The organism is Psychroflexus lacisalsi, assembly GCF_020164495.1.
In the GTDB taxonomy this organism is placed as follows: domain Bacteria; phylum Bacteroidota; class Bacteroidia; order Flavobacteriales; family Flavobacteriaceae; genus Psychroflexus; species Psychroflexus lacisalsi.
On sequence record NZ_JAIQYZ010000001.1, the window covers coordinates 279,572 to 299,323 of the forward strand.

At 33.8% G+C, this 19,752-nt stretch carries 18 protein-coding genes and 1 pseudogene; all 19 read left to right on the plus strand.

Features of this window, described 5'->3' with window-relative positions; translation table 11 throughout:
* The first annotated feature begins 973 nt into the window (after positions 1–973).
* The 19 genes and pseudogenes from LB449_RS01240 (at position 974) to LB449_RS01330 (ending at position 19,743) form a co-directional block, all read left to right on the plus strand.
* Positions 974–1,387 (plus strand): four helix bundle protein, encoded by a 414-nt coding sequence (locus LB449_RS01240; RefSeq protein WP_003441626.1) that lies wholly within the window; start codon positions 974–976, stop codon positions 1,385–1,387.
* Between the two features lie 229 nt (positions 1,388–1,616).
* On the plus strand, positions 1,617–2,699 hold the full coding sequence (gene wecB, locus LB449_RS01245) for a non-hydrolyzing UDP-N-acetylglucosamine 2-epimerase (protein WP_224453257.1): 1,083 nt from the start codon (positions 1,617–1,619) through the stop codon (positions 2,697–2,699).
* Positions 2,700–2,764: 65 nt separating this feature from the next.
* Positions 2,765–3,102 (plus strand): annotated as a pseudogene (locus LB449_RS01250) (sugar phosphate nucleotidyltransferase); the annotation flags it as partial.
* A gap of 58 nt (positions 3,103–3,160) precedes the next feature.
* The gene (locus tag LB449_RS01255) at positions 3,161–3,961 is read left to right on the plus strand and encodes an acyltransferase (RefSeq protein WP_224453258.1); all 801 of its coding nucleotides are present in this window, start codon (positions 3,161–3,163) and stop codon (positions 3,959–3,961) included.
* Between the two features lie 3 nt (positions 3,962–3,964).
* Positions 3,965–5,128 carry a dTDP-4-amino-4,6-dideoxygalactose transaminase gene (gene rffA, locus LB449_RS01260; RefSeq protein WP_224453259.1) on the plus strand — a complete coding sequence of 388 codons (1,164 nt, stop codon included), beginning with the start codon at positions 3,965–3,967 and terminating at the stop codon, positions 5,126–5,128.
* Positions 5,128–6,591, plus strand: a complete 1,464-nt coding sequence (locus tag LB449_RS01265; protein WP_224453260.1) for an MOP flippase family protein — start codon at positions 5,128–5,130, stop codon at positions 6,589–6,591. Before rffA ends, LB449_RS01265 begins: the two co-directional genes overlap by 1 nt.
* Before the next feature lie 61 nt (positions 6,592–6,652).
* On the plus strand, positions 6,653–7,798 hold the full coding sequence (locus LB449_RS01270; RefSeq protein WP_224453261.1) for a TDP-N-acetylfucosamine:lipid II N-acetylfucosaminyltransferase: 1,146 nt from the start codon (positions 6,653–6,655) through the stop codon (positions 7,796–7,798).
* Positions 7,795–8,907, plus strand: a complete 1,113-nt coding sequence (locus tag LB449_RS01275) for a glycosyltransferase family protein (protein ID WP_224453262.1) — start codon at positions 7,795–7,797, stop codon at positions 8,905–8,907. The genes LB449_RS01270 and LB449_RS01275 overlap by 4 nt, the downstream gene beginning before the upstream one ends.
* Positions 8,904–10,127, plus strand: coding sequence for an EpsG family protein (locus tag LB449_RS01280; protein ID WP_224453263.1), 1,224 nt, complete (start codon positions 8,904–8,906; stop codon positions 10,125–10,127). The genes LB449_RS01275 and LB449_RS01280 overlap by 4 nt, the downstream gene beginning before the upstream one ends.
* A gap of 14 nt (positions 10,128–10,141) precedes the next feature.
* Complete coding sequence (locus LB449_RS01285; RefSeq protein ID WP_224453264.1) at positions 10,142–11,242, plus strand: hypothetical protein; 1,101 nt, start codon at positions 10,142–10,144, stop codon at positions 11,240–11,242.
* Positions 11,243–11,244: 2 nt separating this feature from the next.
* Positions 11,245–12,375 carry a hypothetical protein gene (locus LB449_RS01290; RefSeq protein WP_224453265.1) on the plus strand — a complete coding sequence of 377 codons (1,131 nt, stop codon included), beginning with the start codon at positions 11,245–11,247 and terminating at the stop codon, positions 12,373–12,375.
* Positions 12,362–14,062 carry an asparagine synthase (glutamine-hydrolyzing) gene (gene asnB, locus LB449_RS01295; RefSeq protein WP_224453266.1) on the plus strand — a complete coding sequence of 567 codons (1,701 nt, stop codon included), beginning with the start codon at positions 12,362–12,364 and terminating at the stop codon, positions 14,060–14,062. The genes LB449_RS01290 and asnB overlap by 14 nt, the downstream gene beginning before the upstream one ends.
* A 205-nt stretch (positions 14,063–14,267) precedes the next feature.
* Complete coding sequence (locus LB449_RS01300; protein ID WP_224453267.1) at positions 14,268–14,459, plus strand: hypothetical protein; 192 nt, start codon at positions 14,268–14,270, stop codon at positions 14,457–14,459.
* Between the two features lie 7 nt (positions 14,460–14,466).
* Positions 14,467–15,369, plus strand: coding sequence for a GT-D fold domain-containing glycosyltransferase (locus LB449_RS01305; RefSeq protein ID WP_224453268.1), 903 nt, complete (start codon positions 14,467–14,469; stop codon positions 15,367–15,369).
* On the plus strand, positions 15,369–16,433 hold the full coding sequence (locus LB449_RS01310; protein ID WP_224453269.1) for a glycosyltransferase: 1,065 nt from the start codon (positions 15,369–15,371) through the stop codon (positions 16,431–16,433). Before LB449_RS01305 ends, LB449_RS01310 begins: the two co-directional genes overlap by 1 nt.
* Before the next feature lie 23 nt (positions 16,434–16,456).
* Positions 16,457–17,227 carry a glucose-1-phosphate cytidylyltransferase gene (gene rfbF / locus LB449_RS01315; RefSeq protein ID WP_224453270.1) on the plus strand — a complete coding sequence of 257 codons (771 nt, stop codon included), beginning with the start codon at positions 16,457–16,459 and terminating at the stop codon, positions 17,225–17,227.
* Between the two features lie 19 nt (positions 17,228–17,246).
* Positions 17,247–18,317: a CDP-glucose 4,6-dehydratase gene (rfbG, locus tag LB449_RS01320; protein ID WP_224453271.1), complete on the plus strand. Its 1,071-nt coding sequence runs from the start codon at positions 17,247–17,249 to the stop codon at positions 18,315–18,317.
* Positions 18,314–18,868, plus strand: a complete 555-nt coding sequence (locus tag LB449_RS01325) for a dTDP-4-dehydrorhamnose 3,5-epimerase family protein (protein ID WP_224453272.1) — start codon at positions 18,314–18,316, stop codon at positions 18,866–18,868. The genes rfbG and LB449_RS01325 overlap by 4 nt, the downstream gene beginning before the upstream one ends.
* Positions 18,865–19,743, plus strand: a complete 879-nt coding sequence (locus LB449_RS01330; RefSeq protein WP_224453273.1) for an NAD-dependent epimerase/dehydratase family protein — start codon at positions 18,865–18,867, stop codon at positions 19,741–19,743. The genes LB449_RS01325 and LB449_RS01330 overlap by 4 nt, the downstream gene beginning before the upstream one ends.
* Positions 19,744–19,752 lie beyond the last annotated feature (9 nt).

Here is a 19,752-nt window from a genome sequence, read left to right on the forward strand (position 1 = left end):
TAGCACCACATCGGGGATCACTCTCGACCATTTGACTACAGACTACCAACTTCCAACTATCCTACTACACCATTACACCACTAGACGAATACACGAATACACGAAAACATTTTAAATTTTGAGATAGTAAATTTGAGATTTGAATTTTGAAATAATTCCCCTTAGCAGCACATCGGAGATCACTCTCGACCATTTGACTACAGACTACCAACTTCCAACTATCCTACTACACCATTACACCACTAGACGAATACACGAATACACGAAAACACCACTCCACCATCACACGAATACACGATTATACAATTACACCAAAAATAACTCCCAAAACCTTTGGTTTTATTTAAGAAACTCACCTACTTTGTAATTGCAAAATCTATGGATAGCCTTAACGAGAAAACTCATCCTATCTTCTCTATATCAATCCTGTGCTAAACTGCCTAAATTATTGGATGAGTAAACTCTTGTGAGCGTATCTTAGAGGTTTAAAAATGCGCTGCGGTGACCTTACTATGGGACTCACCAAGGCGAAGCCGTTTCTAATCCTTAAGTTGGTTGACGCGTTCCGAGTTGGCGGGTTGACGCGTTCCGCGTTTGCGAGTTGGCGGGTTCTCGAGTTGACGGGTTCCGAGCTGGCGGGTTTCGAGCTGGCGGGTTCCGAGTTGGCGGGTTGACGCGTTCCGCGTTGGCGAGTTGGCGGGTTGACGGGTTCCGAGTTAGCGGGTTCCGAGTTGACGAGTTGGCGGGTTGGCGGGTTCCGAGTTGAGGGGTTCCGAGTTGGCGAGTTGACAAACCCGAAATAAAAAAACCCGAAACCCGAAATAGAACAACCCGGAATAACAAAACCCGTAACCCGGAATAACAAAACCCGAAATAGAAAAACCCGGAATAGCAAAACCCGAAATAGTACAACCCGGAATAACAAAACCCGTAACCCGAAATAAAACAACCCGAAATAACAAACCCAAAAGAAATGGCAACAATCACAACCTTCGAGGATCTTAAAGTTTGGCAGGCCAGTAGAAGTTTAAACAAAAGGATGTTTGAAATTTTATCAAAACGACAAGATCAGAACAGAGGCTTTCTTATAAATCACTTGTTTAAGACAAGCGGGAGTATTATGGATAATATTGCGGAAGGTTTTGAACGCGACGGGAACAAGGAGTTTAAAAATTTTCTATCCTATTCTAAAGGCAGTGCAGGTGAGCTCATTTCACAACTGTATCGCGCTTTAGATATCGAAATAATTAATCAAAATGAATTTAACGAGCTAAAAGAAAAGACCAATACAATAGCTAATCAACTAGGGGCTTTGATGAATTACTTGAAAACCTCGCCTTATAAAGGGAAAAAGTTCACTGAACCACCGAGTAAATATAGTTCTTAGGTTTGCGGGTTCTCGGGTTGGCGGGTTAACGCGTTCCGCGTTGGCGAGTTGGCGAGTTGATGCGTTCCGAGTTAGCGGGTTCCGAGTTAGCGGGTTCCGAGTTGGCGAGTTGACAAACCCGGAATAAAAAAACCCGAAACCCTGAATAAAACAACCCGAAATAGAAAAACCCGAAATAAAAAAACCCGTAACCCGAAATAGAACAACCCGAAATAACAAAACCAAAACAATGAACATCACACTTATCGCTGGGGCGAGACCCAATTTTATGAAAATCGCGCCCATCCTTCATGCTATTCAAAAGTCAAACAGCTCCATCACTTGTCGTTTAGTGCATACAGGTCAGCATTATGATGAAAAGATGAGTGAGACTTTTTTTAGACAACTTAACATCCCGCATCCCGACGTTAACTTGGAGTGTGGAAGCGGCTCTCAAGCCGAGCAAACCGCTTCGATTATGTTGGCCTTCGAAAAGGAATTACTAGCCCATCCTACCGATTTGGTGATGGTGGTGGGCGATGTCACCTCTACCATGGCTTGTAGTATTGTGGCGAAAAAGTTAGGCGTAAACGTAGCACACGTCGAAGCGGGCATCCGGTCTTGGGATAGAAGCATGCCCGAAGAAATAAACCGTATGCTCACCGATAGCATAGCCGACTATTTCTTTACGACCTCCACTTTGGCGGGAGACAACCTTTTAAGAGAAGGACACCGCCAGGAACAGATTTTCTTTACCGGGAATGTGATGATCGATACCTTACGCGCTAACGAAAGCCGACTACAGCAACCCGAGGTTTGGAAGGTGCTGGGTTTACAAGAAAAAAACTACCTGGTGATGACCATGCACCGACCTGCCAACGTAGATGAAGAACATAAACTAAAGGAATTTATCCAAAGCATCGATGATAACACGCAAGGGATGCCGGTGGTGTTTCCAATCCATCCTCGGACCAAGGGCATTTTGGAAAAAGCAGGAATCCTCATGAAAAACATCCATCTGGTAGAACCTTTAGGATACCTAGAATTTAATTACTTGGTAAAGCATGCCAAAGGCGTGTTAACCGACTCTGGTGGGATTACCGAAGAAACCACGGTGATGAACGTCCCCTGCATTACGCTACGGGACAACACCGAGCGCCCGGAAACGATAGATATAGGTACCAATGAGCTTATTGGCACGGCCCCTAAAAGAATAAAACCTGCTTTAGAAAAACTCATCGCTGGTCACTGGAAACAAGGCCAAATTCCCGAAAAATGGGATGGCAAAGCCGCTGAACGGATTGTGGAAGTGTTGAGTGGTATGCTCAAATAAACTCACATTAAAGCACTTCTATACAAACTTAAGTCTATGATTTATCCATAAAAAGAAGGCAATAACCAAAATCTAATTATGCTTTTGTTGGACTTTATTTTTATCCTAATTCTGTTGTTGAAATCGCTAAAAATGTAAAACCATCTCATCGTAAGGAATTAGAAATCACTTTTGTAAATCAAGCTTATCTAGATGAAACAATTTAAAACTTCAAATCCTTAGTGGAGGTTTTGCTTGGTCAGACAACGAAACAAATGAAGAATTGACGGAAGCAACTGAGTTTGTGAAAGCGATTGAGAAAAGAACAGGGTTGAAAATTGCTTGTTTAGAAGAAATAGCATGGTTAGAATCTAAAGAGATTAAAAAAGCAGTGGGGCAATTTAAAGGAAATTACTATGATTAAGTAAATTAGTTTAAAACCTGAGATAATTCTTAAAACATTACAAAATACTTTAACTAGAATGAAAACTAAATTTAAAAATATAGAGGCTTTGCGTCTAGAAATAGGAGAAGGTTCATTTATTGAAGAATCGGCATCAATAAAAGGGATAAATGGGGCGGCCCAAAGTATAAAAATAGGCGATCATTGTTATGTTGGAAAAAATGTTCAAATTATCTGTGATGATTTTGAAATAGGTGATTATTCTAAAATCCATCACAATACAAACATTCATGGATATAAGCCTTGTAAAATTGGACATAATGCTTGGATTGGACAATACTGTATAATCGACACTATAGGAGGGGCGATAATTGGAAATAATTGTGGTATCGGAGCTCATTCTCAACTATGGTCACACATTAAATATGGAGACACATTAGAAGGGTGTAGGTTTTTAAGTGAAGAATCTTTAAAAATCGGCAACGATGTTTGGTTTGTAGGGCATTGCATTGTAACTCCTATAATAGCAGAAGATAAATCTATGGCAATGGTCGGTTCTGTTATTACTAAAAACATGATTAAAAACCATATATACGCTGGAACTCCAGCAAAAGATATTACTGATAAAATAGGGGAACAATTCGAATCAGTATCAACGGAACTGAAAAATAAAAAAATGAATAGTTATCTTTTAGAAGTAGAATTAGAAAGGAAGAATATCCAAATAGTTACCACAACAGATGATTTTAAATTTGATAACAAAATAACATATTTCGATGTAAGTTCAAGAACATATACCAAAAAAGGCACAATTGATGAAGTGAAGTTCATGAAATATTTGCTTCCAGAAAAAGGTAAATTTACTCCTTTTAATAGCTAGACTATGATACCATTCAACAAACCTTATTTTTCTGGGAAGGAAACTCAATATATATCAGAATCTATAAAGTCCGGTAAAATTTCAGGAGATGGAATGTTTACCAAAAAGTGCCATCGCTTTTTTGAGGAAGAAATGAGCTTTGAAAAAGTTTTATTAACTACGTCTTGTACAGATGCTTTGGAGATGGCTGCTATTTTAGTAGATATCCAGCCAGGGGATGAAGTTATTATGCCTTCTTACACCTTTGTTTCTACATCCAATGCTTTTGTTCTTCGTGGTGCAAAAATAATTTTTGCAGATAGTAGGAAAGACCATCCTGGGATAGACGAAAGTACAATTGAGGAGCTCATCACACCGCAAACAAAAGTAATCGTTCCTGTTCACTATGCAGGGGTAGCTTGTGATATGGATAAAATCATGGAACTTGCAAATAAATACAATCTATTCGTTGTAGAGGATGCTGCACAATCAATTGATAGTTTTTACACCAATAAAAATGGAGAAAAACAAAAGCTTGGTTCTATTGGTCATCTTGCCGCATTTTCATTCCACGAAACAAAAAATATTATTTCTGGTGAGGGTGGTATGCTCGTTATCAATGATAAGCGTTTTGAAGGACGAGCAGAAATCATAAGAGAAAAAGGGACCAACAGAAGTGCTTTCTTTAGAGGCGAAGTTGATAAATACGGATGGGTGGATATTGGCAGCTCCTTTTTACCTTCAGATATAATAGCCGCCTATTTATATGCTCAATTAGAGAACCTAGATAGTATACAAGATAAACGGAAGTTGATCTGGGAAAATTATGATAATGCATTTAGAGGCATATTGGATAAGAAATATGGAATTGGACTACCATTTATACCTCATTTTGCTTCTAATAATGCCCATATGTACTACATAATTTGTAAGAATATCGAAGAAAGAAGCTCTCTTCTAAAATTTTTAAAAGAAGAAGGTATATTAGCAGTATTTCATTATTTGTCCCTACATAAAAGTAAGTTTTTCGAAGATAGTTATCAAGGCCAGGAATTATATCAGTCAGATCGATATTCCGATAGCTTAGTACGTCTTCCATTTTTCCCAGAACTGTCAATGCAGCAGCAGGATTTGATCATAAGCAAAATCATATTCTACTATAATAATAGAAAGAGGTATAACAACTAGTGGTAGATAAAGGTAAGCACAAAAAAGATACGATTTCTGGAATAAAATGGACGGTACTCGATCAGGTTATTTCGCAAGGTGTAACCTTCGGTCTTGGTATTTTGCTGATGAGCATAATCGTCCCAAGAGAATTTGGTTTGCTTGGAATGGTTACGGTTTTCAGTGGCTTTTTAAGTGTTTTTAAAGACTTTGGACTAGGAAGTTCGCTCATTCAAAAAAAGGAAATAGAGAAAAAAGAAATAGACACGATATACTGGACTACGGTAGGTTTAGGGTTGTTTTTAACCATATTATTGATAGTTTTATCACCTGTTATTGCAAAATATTACGATGAACCACTATTATTTGAAATAAGTCTATCACTTTCTTTTTTGTTCATACTTCAATCTTTTTCTTCCGTTCAAATGAGTTTGGCTAAAAAGAAAATGAAATTTAAACTCATTTTTCAAGTACATACTATAGCTGTAGTTATTTCAGGGGTAATTGCACTTTTTTTGGCCTATTCAGGCTTTGGTGTATGGGCTTTGGTCATTCAACAAATTACAGCCGCATTTTTAAGCTCCGTGGCTTTTTATATTCTATCTAATTACAAGCCCAAATTGTTTTGGGATAAAAAAACTTTAAAGCCACATATAAACTTTAGTCTGCCTTTAGTTGGTATGGGTTCTATAAACTATTGGTCTAGAAATGCAGACAATTTCTTTATAGGAAAATTTTTAGGAGCTGAATTATTGGGAATATATTCTAGGTCTTATTCTATTATGATGCTTCCAGTTGGTCGTATAAGCGGAGTGCTTTCTAGTGTTTTATTTCCATCTTTATCTTTAATACAGGATGATAGTCAGCGAGTAACTAGTATTTTTTTAAAAATAACAAGGGCAATTGCATTTGTCACTTTTCCATTAATGGCAATGCTGGCTTTAGGGGCTAAAGATTTTGTGAATTTAATTTTGGGCGATGAATGGTCAGAAATGATACCGATACTTCAGATTTTAGCAAGTGTGGGAGCATTACAATCTCTAGCTACCCTAAATGGAAATATATTTTTAGTTAAAAATAGAACCGATTTAGCATTTAAAATCAATATGTTTAATAGTGCTGTTTATGTAATTGGTTTTTATTTTTCTAGTCAATATAATTTAATTTCAGTAGCACTTATATACTTAATTTCAAATGTTCTATTAATGCTAATTAACTGGTATTTAGTAGAAAATATTTTACAAATCAAATTTCTCACTTTAACTAAGAATGTCTGGTTTATATTAGTAAATTATATGGTTGTATTAGGAATCGGACATTATGGAATAGGGTCAATACTGAAATATTTAGAGTTTACAAATCTTATAAATTTAATTATAATTCTTTTTTATGTAACGCTCTTATGGCTTGGAATGTTTATTATTTTTAAAAAATCATCTTTAGAGGAATATTTGAAATTAATAAAAGAAGCCGTTAAGAAATAACAAAGAATAAAATAATTTTACTAAAGTTTAAAAAAAACCATCAAAATATTTAAATTCAAAAATGAGGATTAAACATTTTACTACAGATGAAAAATTTATAAATGGAGCTATGTCAACCTTCGAATTGGCATTTCCAAGTCAAAATAGACTTTATCTACTAAAATCTCCCGCAAATCCTAAAACTCGTTATGTTCATCAAAAATATATTACTCAAGAAATAGTAAAGAACTCTCAAGTTCTTGATTTTTATAAAAGAATTGCTAAAAATGCCGATTGGGTTATTATCCATGGCATGAATGATGTCTGGGCGGAATTTATTCTCAAAAATAAAAATATTAAGATATTATATGTGATTTGGGGGGCCGAGATTTATGGCAATCGTTACTTATATGCAAAGAATATTCTTGGTGAGAAAACAAAAAATTTATTTGAAAAAAATTCTAAATTTAGTTTAAAGGATTTTTTAAAAATGAAATTTAATAGTTTTAGATATGGCAAATCTAAGTCAAAAGAAGAGGTTCAACTTTTAAATAAACAAGCGATACAAAAAATTGAAAACATTGCTATTTTATATAAAGAAGAAATAGAAGTTTTTTTTAAAAATGAAATTTTGATTAAACCCATTAACTACTTGAAATTTGGGTATTATCCATTTGAATATTTTATGGATCAAGTAGATTCGAAAGTTAAATTAGGTAATAATATTTTAATTGGAAACTCCAGCTCATACTCCAATAATCATTTAGAAGTATTCGAACATTTAAAAACATTCGACTTAGAAGATAAGAAATTGATAGTTCCATTAAGCTATGGTGACCCCATACTAAGTAAACAACTTGTTTCTAAAGGGCAAAATCTCTTAAAAGATAACTTTTATCCTATATTAGATTTTATGCCTCTTAGTGATTACACAAAATTGATGCAAACTTGTAACGTTGTAATTATGAATCATTATCGACAACAAGCCGTTGGAAATATTATAAGTGCTGTTTATCTAGGAGCTAAAGTTTTTTTGAATAAAGAAAATTCTGCATACCTATATCTTAAAGCTTTAGGATGCCATATTTATGAAATTACTGAAGATTTAAACTCTCATAACGATTTGTTAGGCTTAACAAATATCGAAATTAATCATAATCGTTATCTTCTGCAAAATGATATTAACCAATCGAAATTAGTAAAGAACTTGAAGACATTCTTAAATTGAAAAGTAAAAAAATCCTTATTATATCCCGTTCTTTTTTCCCTATAAATTCCCCACGTTCTTTTAGAACTACTGAACTGGCTAGGGAAATGGCTTGTAAGGGTCATAAAGTAACCTTGCTTTTACCACATAATAGTAAAACACAAAAAGGTATGGCCTTTGCGGATGAGAACAATATTAAATTGGAGTTTTTCGGGCCTTTAAATTGGCAGCCTTTTGTAAAATCCAAAATCCTAGGAGATTGGAATCGTAAATTTGGGCGTTTGTTATTTTTACTGTTTGAATACCCTAATATTGAAATTTACTTTAAGTTGCCTAAGTACCTCAAAAGGATAAATAAAAAATATGATCTAGTATTGAGTATTGCAGTCCCGCACGAAAATCATTGGGCAGTAGCCAAAATCCAGTCAAAAAAACCAATTGCAAAAACTTGGATAGCAGACTGTGGTGATCCTTTTGTTGGAAATAAATTGGAGAGCATAGCTCCTCCCTTTTATTTTAAAGCTTTAGAAAATAGCTTTTTGAAATACGCAAATTATGTTACAGTCCCTACACACGGAGCCATAGAAGCATATAACAAAAAATACCAAAATAAGCTTAAGGTAGTTCCACAAGGTTTTAGTTTTAAGGGAATAGAACTGGGGGAGTACATAAAAAATCCTAGCAAAATCAAATTTGCCTACGCTGGTTCAATCTCTCTTAAGGGAATTCGAAATCCACTCAATTTCATTGAATATTTATTGACATTAGATTTGAATTTTGAATTTCACGTGTTTTCCAAACAAGCGAATAGTTTAAAGGATTTGGCCGATAGATCTAGTGGTAGGTTGATTTTACATAATGGTATTCCTCGAAGCGAACTTCTTATCAAGCTTAGTGTAATGGATTTTTTGGTTAATCTGGATAATGTGTCTACAACAGCTTCACCAAGTAAATTAATTGACTATAGTCTAGCTAAAAGACCTATTTTAAATATTAATCCCTTCAATCCCGAAACTGATTTGATTGACGAGTTTCTATCTGGTGATTATGCAAATCAATTTATGTTAAATGACTTACAGCAGTATAATATTGAAAATGTTGTACAAAAGTTTTTAGATTTGACTGAATGAAACAAATCAAAAGCGCCAAAAGAAAATCCATCTTCATTAGCATTATATGGCCTGTATTAGGCCTGATAGTGGCGATTAAAAATTATAATAGATTTAATGCAGATGCTGTTATTCTAGGGTTTTGCGTACTATTTGGGTTTACGTTTGTAATTTCAGAAGAAATGGATGGGCAGCGATATGCTGAAAAGCTTAAGGTGGCTTATGATGAACCGTTTTCTTCATTCACAGATCAATTGTTTGAACTATATACTACAAGTTTAGATTTTGTAGAACCCCTAATTACTTTTATAGTATCTAGATTTACAGACTCTCATCATATACTGTTTGCGATCTTTGCATTGATTTTTGGTTGGTTTTGGCTAAAATCCATAAGATTAGTTAGTGAGAAATTTTATTTTAATGTAAATAAAATGTCGCTCTTGTTTACTATCTTATTTATTTCCATACTGCCAATTTTTAGTATAAATGGCTTCAGGATGTGGACGGCAGCGTGGGTATTCATTTACGGAGTTTTGCATATTCTTTTAAATAAAGACAAAAGATTTTTTCTGCTTTGCCTTGCGGCTTGTACCATACACTTTTCTTTTTTAACCGCCAATGCGGTTTTGGTCTTATGGATGGTGTTGGGTAATCGCAAATGGAGCTATTTGATACTAGCTTTTGTGACTTTAGCTATTTCAGAAATTGATTTAGCAGCTGTAAGATCTTATGCAGAGTTGCTTGGCCCAGCTTTTGAAGAGAAGACCAGAACATATGCAGGAGATGAATATGCCGCTAATGTTTCAGAACGGAAGGCAGCTTCAGTTTGGTTTATTACTTTGTCTTCAATTCTAAGTAAGTATTTGTTACTTCTAAACATACTCGTATTATTTATCATTTCTTTAAAGAGAAAGCTTCCCAAGGAAGAACTCAATTTGTTATGTTTTACGCTACTCTTTTTTTCTTTTTCTAACGTAGTTGGCTTAGTTCCATCAGGGGGTAGGTTTATGACAGTTTATTTTATTCTTGCGAGCATTTTATCGATTGTATTATTTTCTAAATACTTGCACAAGAGACTAGACTCGTTGCTTGGTTTATTTAGTATGGCAACTATTAGTTTATCCGTACTAATTACGTTTAGGGTGGCAGCACCTACCATTAATACTATTCTCTTTTCACCTAGTATTCTAGTCCCATTTGGATATGATTTAGATTGGTCGCTTATGGAATTGTTATTTTAAATTTATAATGTAACATGAAACAACTTATAAAAAAATTAACTGCTAAACTTGGCTATCAAACCGACAAGAAACTAATTCTTATTTTGTCTGATGATTGGGGTTCATTACGGATACGTTCTGCCAAAGATCAAAAGCAACTAGTAGCAAAAGGTTTAAAAATCAACAATCGTTTTAATCAATTTGATACCTTAGAGACTAACACTGATATGGAAAAGCTGTTTGAGGTACTTTTGAAACACAAAGACCATAAAGGTAATCATCCAACAATTACAGCTGTAACCAACGTAGCGAATCCGGACTTTAAAAGTATTCAAGAAGATAATTTCCAAAACTACTATCACGAAAGTATAGAACAAACCTACCAAAGGTATCCAGATTCTGACAAAGTATTAGAGATGGTTAAACAAGGTATTCATCAAAATATATTTGTACCTCAGTCACACGGCAGAGAGCATTTACAACTCAATTGGTGGATGCAAGAATTACAAGATGAAAATTCTTTTGCTCGAAAAGCTTTTGAAAACGAATTTTTCTTTTTGGGTGCTGGGTATCTCAATAACCCAAAAAGGGGAAGAGGTGTCGGCGCTGCCTTCGATGTTCGAGATAAGAAAGATTTAGAATCACACAAAGAGATTATTTCAAGTGGTTTAACGATTTTTAAAAACCTATATGGCTATAGATCAAAAATATTTACGCCACCTGCTATCTTTTATAACCCTGCTATTGAAGCCACTTTATTCAATGAAGGAATTGATTGGCTGGATGTAGGGCGTTTTTTTAAATTTCCTTTAGTAGGCGGTGGAGAGCGTTACCAATACAATTATTTAGGTAGAAAAAAGAAATCTGGTCTAAAAGTATTAGTGCGTAATACCGTATTTGAAACCAATATGTCGCAAAACGATAATGGTGTGGCGCGCTGCATGTGGGATATTGAACAAGCATTTATAGCGAAACAACCGGCCTTTATCTCAAATCATAGAGCTAGTTTTGTAGGAGGAATTGATACAGCTAATAGAAATAAAGGTTTAACTGCATTAGATAAACTTTTGACACAAATAACAACTAAATGGGGTGATGTAGAGTTTATTTCAGCAAAAGAATTGTCTAAACTATAGATATGAGTATTCTAGGAAAAACGAAGTTTTTACAGTCTTTAATTCAAGGTTTAAAAACAAATAGAAAAATTGTAATTATCGAATCAGACGATTGGGGAAGTGAACGCATCCCTGATAATAAAACAAGAGAAAGTTTAGCAGCTGTTGGTATTGATATGAGTACTAATCCACATGCGAAATTCGATACTTTAGAACGATTAGAAGATTTGGAAGCGTTGGAGAATTTATTAATTTCGTTTAAAAACGAGTTCAATAAAAAAGTAAGAATCACCACTAATTTTATTACAGGTAATCCTGATTACTCAAAAATAGAAAAGAGTAACTTTAAAGAGTATAGATATGAGCCCTTTTCTGTAACTTATGAAAAAAGAGACGGTCATACTTTAGTTTTTGATAAACTTAAAAGCTTAGTCAGCCAAGGGTTTTTACAACCTCAGTTCCATGGTCGAGAGCACATCAATGCACAGTTTTGGTTGGAAGCACTGCAAAATAAAAACTACAATTATTTAAAAGCATTTAAATTAGGTTGTTACGGTATAGATGCACCAAGTAAAGAAGAACATAGAAAGAATTTAATGGCAGCTTTTGAATATGAAAATACAAAACAAAAAGAATTTATAGCCACTAGTATACAAGAAGGAATGCAACTCTTTGAAAAAGCATTTGGTTTTCAATCTTCTACTATAATTGCTCCAAGATATGTATGGAACAGCAGTTTAGAAAATGAATTTAAAAAATCAGGAATAAAACATATTCAAACTACTTTCTACCAACAAGAGCCCATTAAAGATGCTTACATTAATAAATACCACTATACAGGTCAGATAAGTAAAGATTCAGGATTGCATTACTTAGTAAGAAACGTGTTCTTTGAACCTGCATACTCAAATGATTTTGATTGGGTAAACCAAGCTTTTAATAAGGTAAAGCTTGCCTTTCAATTTCATACTCCTGCAATTATAAGTATGCATAGAATTAATTTTGTTGGAGGCTTAGACAAAAGCAACAGAGAGGATAGCTTGAATCAATTGCAAAAGTTGCTTAAAAAAATAATAGAAACATATCCTAACGTAGAGTTCTTAAGCTCCGATGATTTAGGGAAATTAATAGAATCAAGACATGTGCGGAATTAGCGGTTTTTTTGATAGAACGCAGCAATTGGATCAAAGTCAATTGGAAAAATATAATAAAATATTGGCTCATCGTGGTCCTGATGGCAATGGAATGTTTTTTAAAAAGACAGAAAATGGAAATATTGGTCTTGGTCATACAAGGCTCTCTATATTGGATTTATCGGATTTAGGGAAACAGCCAATGTATTTTAAAAACTTGTCAATAGTTTTAAACGGTGAAATATATAATTATAAAAATATACAAAAGGAATTAGAAACATTAGGATATTCATTTAACTCGTCTTCCGATACAGAAGTAGTGTTGAAAAGTTTCCATGCTTGGGGAATGGATTGCGTCAAAAAGTTTGTTGGTATGTTCTCTTTCGGGATTTTTGATTCGCAAAAAGAACTCTTATCTCTTTGCCGAGATCGCCTGGGTGTAAAACCCCTGTATTGGTATCAAGATGAAAACCAATTTATTTTTGGATCAGAACTAAAAGTTTTGTTTAGTACAAAAACCTTTTCTGCTAAAGTAGATCCTACTAGCTTAGCTACATTTATAAATTATGGTTACAGTACAAATAATAGTACAATGCTGCAAAACGTAAAAAAAGGAGCAATAGGCTCTTGGACAGTTTATAATTGCAGTACTAATTCTTTAAAGGTTTATCCCTATTGGAATTATGGTGACTTATTTGAAAAAGAAAGATTTAAGGGCACATTTGACGAGGCAGTTAACGAAACTGAAAGATTGGCTCAGGAAGCTTGTGAATTAAGAATGATTTCAGATGTTCCAGTTGGTGTATTCTTAAGTGGTGGTTTCGACAGTACATTAGTTACTGCTCTTCTTCAAAAAGACCGAACTGAAAAATTAAAAACATTTACGATTGGATTTTCTGATGGTGTCGATGAATCAAAAGATGCAGCTAAAATAGCTGCTCATTTAGGAACAGACCATACAAGTTATGATTGTAAGCAAAAAGATGCAAAGGATTTAATTCCTGAATTAGCTTACTTATATGATGACCCTATTGCTGATATATCTTGCATTCCCACAATGCTGGTGAGTAAATTGGCAAGAAAAGAAGTAACGGTAGCCTTATCTGCTGAGGGAGGGGATGAGCTATTTGGAGGATATGGTGGTTTTAAAAGTGCACCTAATCTCGTAAAAAAAATAAACCAAATTCCATTTAAACAATTTATCGGTGAGTCAGCAAAAACTCTTGCACCAATGTTTAAAGGACGTCATAACCATTTAGAGAAAAAAATAGAAGGAGTCTCAAATATGCTATTAACTGAAAATAGAAACAGGATCTATGAAATGCACTCACAACAAGGAGGTTTTCCGAAAGACCTTATGAGCAATTTATTTAGTCAACCATTTAAAATTCAGCATCATCAGCATACCACAAAAGAACTAATAGACCCATTAGATGATTTATACATCCTAGGAGTAGAAGATACTCTAGCCAATTTATTGCTTGTAAAAATAGACAGAGGAGCAATGAGGTTTTCATTGGAAGGAAGAGAACCATTATTAGATCATAATTTGATGGAATTTGCTGCTTCACTCCCCTATCACTTCAAACATAATGGTGTTGAAAGTAAAAGACCAATTCGTGAAATTGTATACAAGTATGTTCCTAAGAAAATCATGGATAGACCAAAAGTAGGTTTTGACTTGCCAATTTATAAATGGTTAAAATAAGATTTATCTTATTTAATTGATCATTATTTGAATGTCACTTCGATAGCTAAAGGAGAGTTTTTTAATCCCAATTATGTAGAACATTTAGTTAAACAGTTTAAGACTGGTGAGCTAAGATATGTAGCAATTATTTGGAGGTTATTAATTTTTCAAATGTGGCATGAACGATGGATCGAGGAAAAAACCAATTAAAAATGTTTTAATAATGAGCATGAATATTATGGCCTATGTTTTTGTTTTTAATCCTAATAAAAATCCATTAAACATAGAAATTAATGATGGTTTTGATCATGAGTCTTATTGGAATTGTTCAAGTTATTGGGATAAAGACCTTAATTGGCATGAAGGGAAATTCAATCAAGTAGAATGGATTTTAGAAGAATACATTAAAGACTGAAATAAATATGAATTTACAATACGGCAGTTTTTTTAAATACCCTAGAAAAGTATTTAAACACTTTTTAAGTGAAATTTATCCGTTAGTAATTAAGATATATCCGCTTCCAAAAGTCAAATCGATTCCTGAAACGATTGATAAGATATTAAAGGATAAAGCTTCTATATGTAGATTTGGAGATGGTGAACTCCTGTATATTTCAGAGAAACGATCACTACCATTCCAAAGACAAGATGATCGATTAAGAAAATATTTCATTAAAATTTTAAAATCTGAAAACAAAAATATTCTTATTGGTTTACCTATTGGGTATCATTCTTTAGGTAATTTAAAAAAAAGCTCAAAAATTACCTGGCGTGCCATTATTTCTTGGACGTATCCAGGAGTAAGAAAAATTTTAAAAAAAGATAAAATATATTATAACGCTTCCATGACACGTCTTTATATGGATTATGAAGATACTTCCCATAGTGGGGATTGGTTTAAAAAAGTGCAATCCATTTGGAATGATAAAGACATTTTGTTGATAGAAGGAGAAAAAAGCCGTTTGGGGGTTGGAAATGACTTGTTTAAAAACGCTAATTCGGTTAAAAGAATTTTGGGGCCTGCTCACAATGCTTTTGATCAATTTGATAATTTATTAAATTTTGCTAAAAAACAATCAAAAGATAATTTAGTGCTAGTTGCCATGGGTCCGACAGCTAAGCCACTAGCTTATGAACTAGCCTTAGAAGGTTTTCAAGCATTGGATATTGGTAATCTGGATATCGAATATGAATGGTTTTTAAAAGGAGCTAAAACAAAGGTGAAAATCCAAGGTAAGTATACCAGTGAGGCAAAAGGAGGTAGAAATGTTGCAGATGTTGTAGACGAAGCTTACGCCGATCAAATTATAGCAGAGTTTATATAATGAGGCAAAAATTACTAATTATTGCGCCTTGTTTATCAATGGGTGGTATGGAAAGAGCTTCAGTAAATACAGCTAATAGTCTCAATGATAAAGAAGTACAAATTGTCTTTATATCATTATTTAAAAAAAAGCATTTCTTCACTTTAAACAAGGACATAAAACTGATAGAGCCAGACGGCTTTAATACCAATTCTCTTTCTTTTTTAAAAACGATTCAATGGGTTCGCAACATTGTAAAAACAGAAAAACCTAATAAAGTACTTGCTTTTAATAAGTTTTATGCGGCTTTAACCGCTTTTTCATTGATTGGAATAAATATTCCTTTCTATATTTCAGAACGTTCTAGTCCTCTATTTGTATGGAGACAACCTTTAAAAACAATAAATCGCATCGCTTTCTGGTTAAAACCTCCCACAGGAGTCATTGCTCAAACCTACATAGCAGCATCTTACCAAAAAAAGTATTTTAAAAAGTCTAAAATAAAAGTGATTCCTAATATTCTCCGTCCCATAACTTTGCATCCAGAAATAGAAAGAAAGGATATTATTCTAGCAGTTGGCAGATTGGGAGACCATTTAAAAGGTTTTGATCTACTCATTGAAAGTCTTAGCTTCATGAAAAATAAAACGTGGGAATTGCATATTGCTGGAGGTGATGAAAACGCACAAGAATTAAAAGAGTTGGCAACAAAACTCGGCGTTTTAGACCGCATTACTTTTTTAGGAAAAGTCCAAAATGTTGATAAAGTATACGCATCCGCAGGAATCTTTGTAATTCCTTCTAGAAGTGAAGGTTTTCCAAATGCGCTCGCCGAAGCTATGGGTGCCGGTTGCTGTTGTATAGCTTTTGACTTCATAGCTGGACCAAGAGATATGATTGATCATGGGGAAAGTGGTTTTATCGTTCTTGAAGAAAACATTTTGGCGCTTGCATCAAAAATAGATGAGTTAATTCATTTACCTACAGAGCGAGAGCGAATAGGACAAAATGCTTTGGGTATTAGAGATAAATTGGCTGTAGACAAAGTATCAAAAAAAATATTAAATTTTATATTTTTTAATTAATTAAAAAAATTAAATCAACTTTTATGAAAGCAGTAATACTTGCGGGAGGGTTCGGAACACGACTTAGTGAAGCCACTAATCTTATTCCCAAACCGATGGTCGAAATAGGAGGAAAACCTATCTTATGGCATATTATGAAGATTTATGAAAAGTATGGGGTAAAAGAATTCATTATATGTGGAGGTTATAAGCAATATGTGATTAAGGAGTATTTTGTAAACTATTTCCAACATAATTCGGACTTAACAGTTGATTTGTCAAATAATACTGTTAGTATACATAATAATAAGTCTGAAGATTGGAAAGTCACAATTGTAGACACTGGATTAAATACAATGACAGGAGGCAGAATAAAAAGAATACAGGAGTACGTAGGTGATGAACAATTTCTATTAACTTATGGTGACGGTGTCAGTAATATTAACATTGAGAAAACTGTAGACGCACATAACAAAAGTGGAAAAGTACTGTCTTTGACAGCCTATCAACCAAGTGGGCGATTAGGTGTTTTAAAAATCTCAGAAGAAAATGTAGTAGATGCATTTATTGAAAAACCAGAGGAGAGTGGATCTTGGATTAATGCGGGATTCTTCGTTTGTAATCCTGAAATTTTTAAATATTTACATGGAGATCAGGAAATGTTTGAAAGAGAGCCAATGCAGAGGATTATTGCCGACAACCAAATGGCAGCTTTTAAACATAGTGGCTTTTGGAAGCCAATGGACACACTTAGAGATAATGTAGAACTGAACGATTTGTGGGATAAAGCTGAGGCTCCTTGGAAATCATGGTAATTAAAATTTAGAATTAAAGATGGATAAATTACAACAATTTTACAAAGACAAACGTGTCTTGATAACAGGTCACACAGGATTCAAAGGTTCTTGGCTTTCTATTTTACTTAAAGAATTAGGAGCCACTGTAATTGGTTATTCATTAGATCCATATACTCAAAATGATAATTTTGTCCTTTCTGAAATAAGTAAAAAAATCATTGATGTTAGAGGTGATATATGTAATCGTACGGAATTACAAAAAGTTTTTGATGAATATAAACCTGATATTGTATTACATCTCGCTGCTCAAGCATTAGTACGTTATTCTTATGATAATCCCATCGAGACATACGAAACTAATGTAATGGGCTCGATTAATGTGATGGAGGCATTTAGGAAATGCACATTTTCTCGAGTTGCAGTAATGGTTACCACTGATAAATGTTACGAAAATAAAGAGCAGTTTTGGGGGTATAGAGAAAATGAAGCAATGGGTGGGTATGATCCATATTCTTCATCTAAGGGATCGGCAGAAATAGCAATTTCTTCTTGGAGACGCTCATTTATGAACCCAGACAAATATGACAATCATGGCAAATCTATTGCAAGTGTTAGAGCTGGAAACGTAATAGGAGGGGGCGATTGGATTCAAGATCGAATCATTCCAGATTGTATAAAAGCTTTGGAATCAAATAAAACAATAGAGATTAGAAATCCTAATGCGATAAGACCTTGGCAACATGTTTTAGAACCGTTATGTGGATACTTAATGCTTGCTCAAAAAATGTGGGAAAGCCCTACGCAGTATTGTGAAGGTTGGAACTTTGGTCCTCATTCAGAATCAATAGATACTGTGTGGTCTGTGGCCACGAAGGCAGTAGAGAATTTTGGTTCAGGAGAAATAAAAGATGTTTCTTCAGCTGAATCGCTTCATGAGGCAACATTATTAATGCTAGATATCAGTAAGGCAAAGTTTAAATTGGGGTGGGAGCCTAGAATGAATCTAGATCAAACTATTGAAATGACCATTGATTGGTATAAAAAATACAAAACACAGCATACCTATGAGTTATGTGTTGATCAAATAAAAAAATATTTTTCATTATGAAGTTTTCTAAAACATTAATAGACGGTCTTTTTATAATTGAATTAAGTCCTTTTAACGATTTAAGAGGTCAATTGTTTAAGCCATTCAATTCTTTTCAATTTGCTCAAAATGCACCTCAAGAAATAAATGTTGAAATCAAAGAAGTTTGGTTTACAAAATCTAAAATAAATGTGATTAGAGCAATGCATTTACAAGTTGGTGCATTGGCCTGCGAAAAAATAGTATCAGTTATTAAAGGAAAAGTGTTAGATGTAATACTAGATATTAGAGAAGGATCATCAACATATGGGAAAGTTTTTGAGATTGAATTATCTGAAAGTATACCTCAAGCATTATATATTCCAATTGGATGTGCTCACGGTTATAAAGTATTACAAGACGAATCGATAGTATTATACATGTCAACTCAAAATCACTCAGGAAAAGATGATGTTGGTATATATTATAAAAGTTTTGGATATAACTGGAATATAGAAAATCCAATTATCTCAGAAAAAGATAAAAATTTACCTGATTTTGGTAATTACAAATATAAAAAAGAAACTGAATGAGAATTCTAATCACTGGAGCAACTGGTTATGTTGGTCAGAACTTTATTCCAAAATTGATTTCCTTAAATGCAGAAATTAAAATTTTAACAGTAAACTTAACAGTAGAAAAAGCATCTAAACTATATCCTTCTCCTCAGTGTAATCATATTTCAACAGAGGAAATAGATAAAATAGCTGAATTTGATCCAGAAATAGTTTACCATTTGGCTACCCTTTCTACTAGTAGAAACGACACGGATATTATATCTTCTTTAATATCAGCAAATATTGAGTTTGGCGTGAAGCTGCTCGATTCATTAAAAAATTGTAAAAACATTCGAATCTTTGTTAATTTTGGTTCTTTTGCTGAGTACCGCTTAGGCCCACAAAAGATTAACGATGCTTACTTATATACAGCGACAAAATCGGCTTTTAGATGCTTTGTTGATTATTATTCAAATTTAGTTGGTTTCAAATACATAACATTAATTCCTTACACAGTTTATGGTGGGAAAGGTACAGCCAAGAAATTAATAGATTTTATTAAGGATTCAATCGACTCTGTTGAACCTGTAAATATGACAAAGGGAGAGCAAATCTTGGATTTTATACATATTGAAGATGTTGTGTCTTTTTTGATCCTAATTTACGAAAAAATCTCAAAGTTCGAATCACTAAAAAATGGAGAAGAATTTCATTTAGGTACTGGAAAGGGGACTAAAGTTAAAGATCTTGCTAAGATGATAGAGATATTCTACAATAAAAAATGCAATGTTAATTGGGGTGGAATACCCTATCGTCCTATGGACACAATGTATGCTGTTGCTCCCATTGCCAAAAATATCGAAATACTAGATTGGAAAACGACTTTAGCTATTGAAGAACGTTTAGATTAAATACATTAT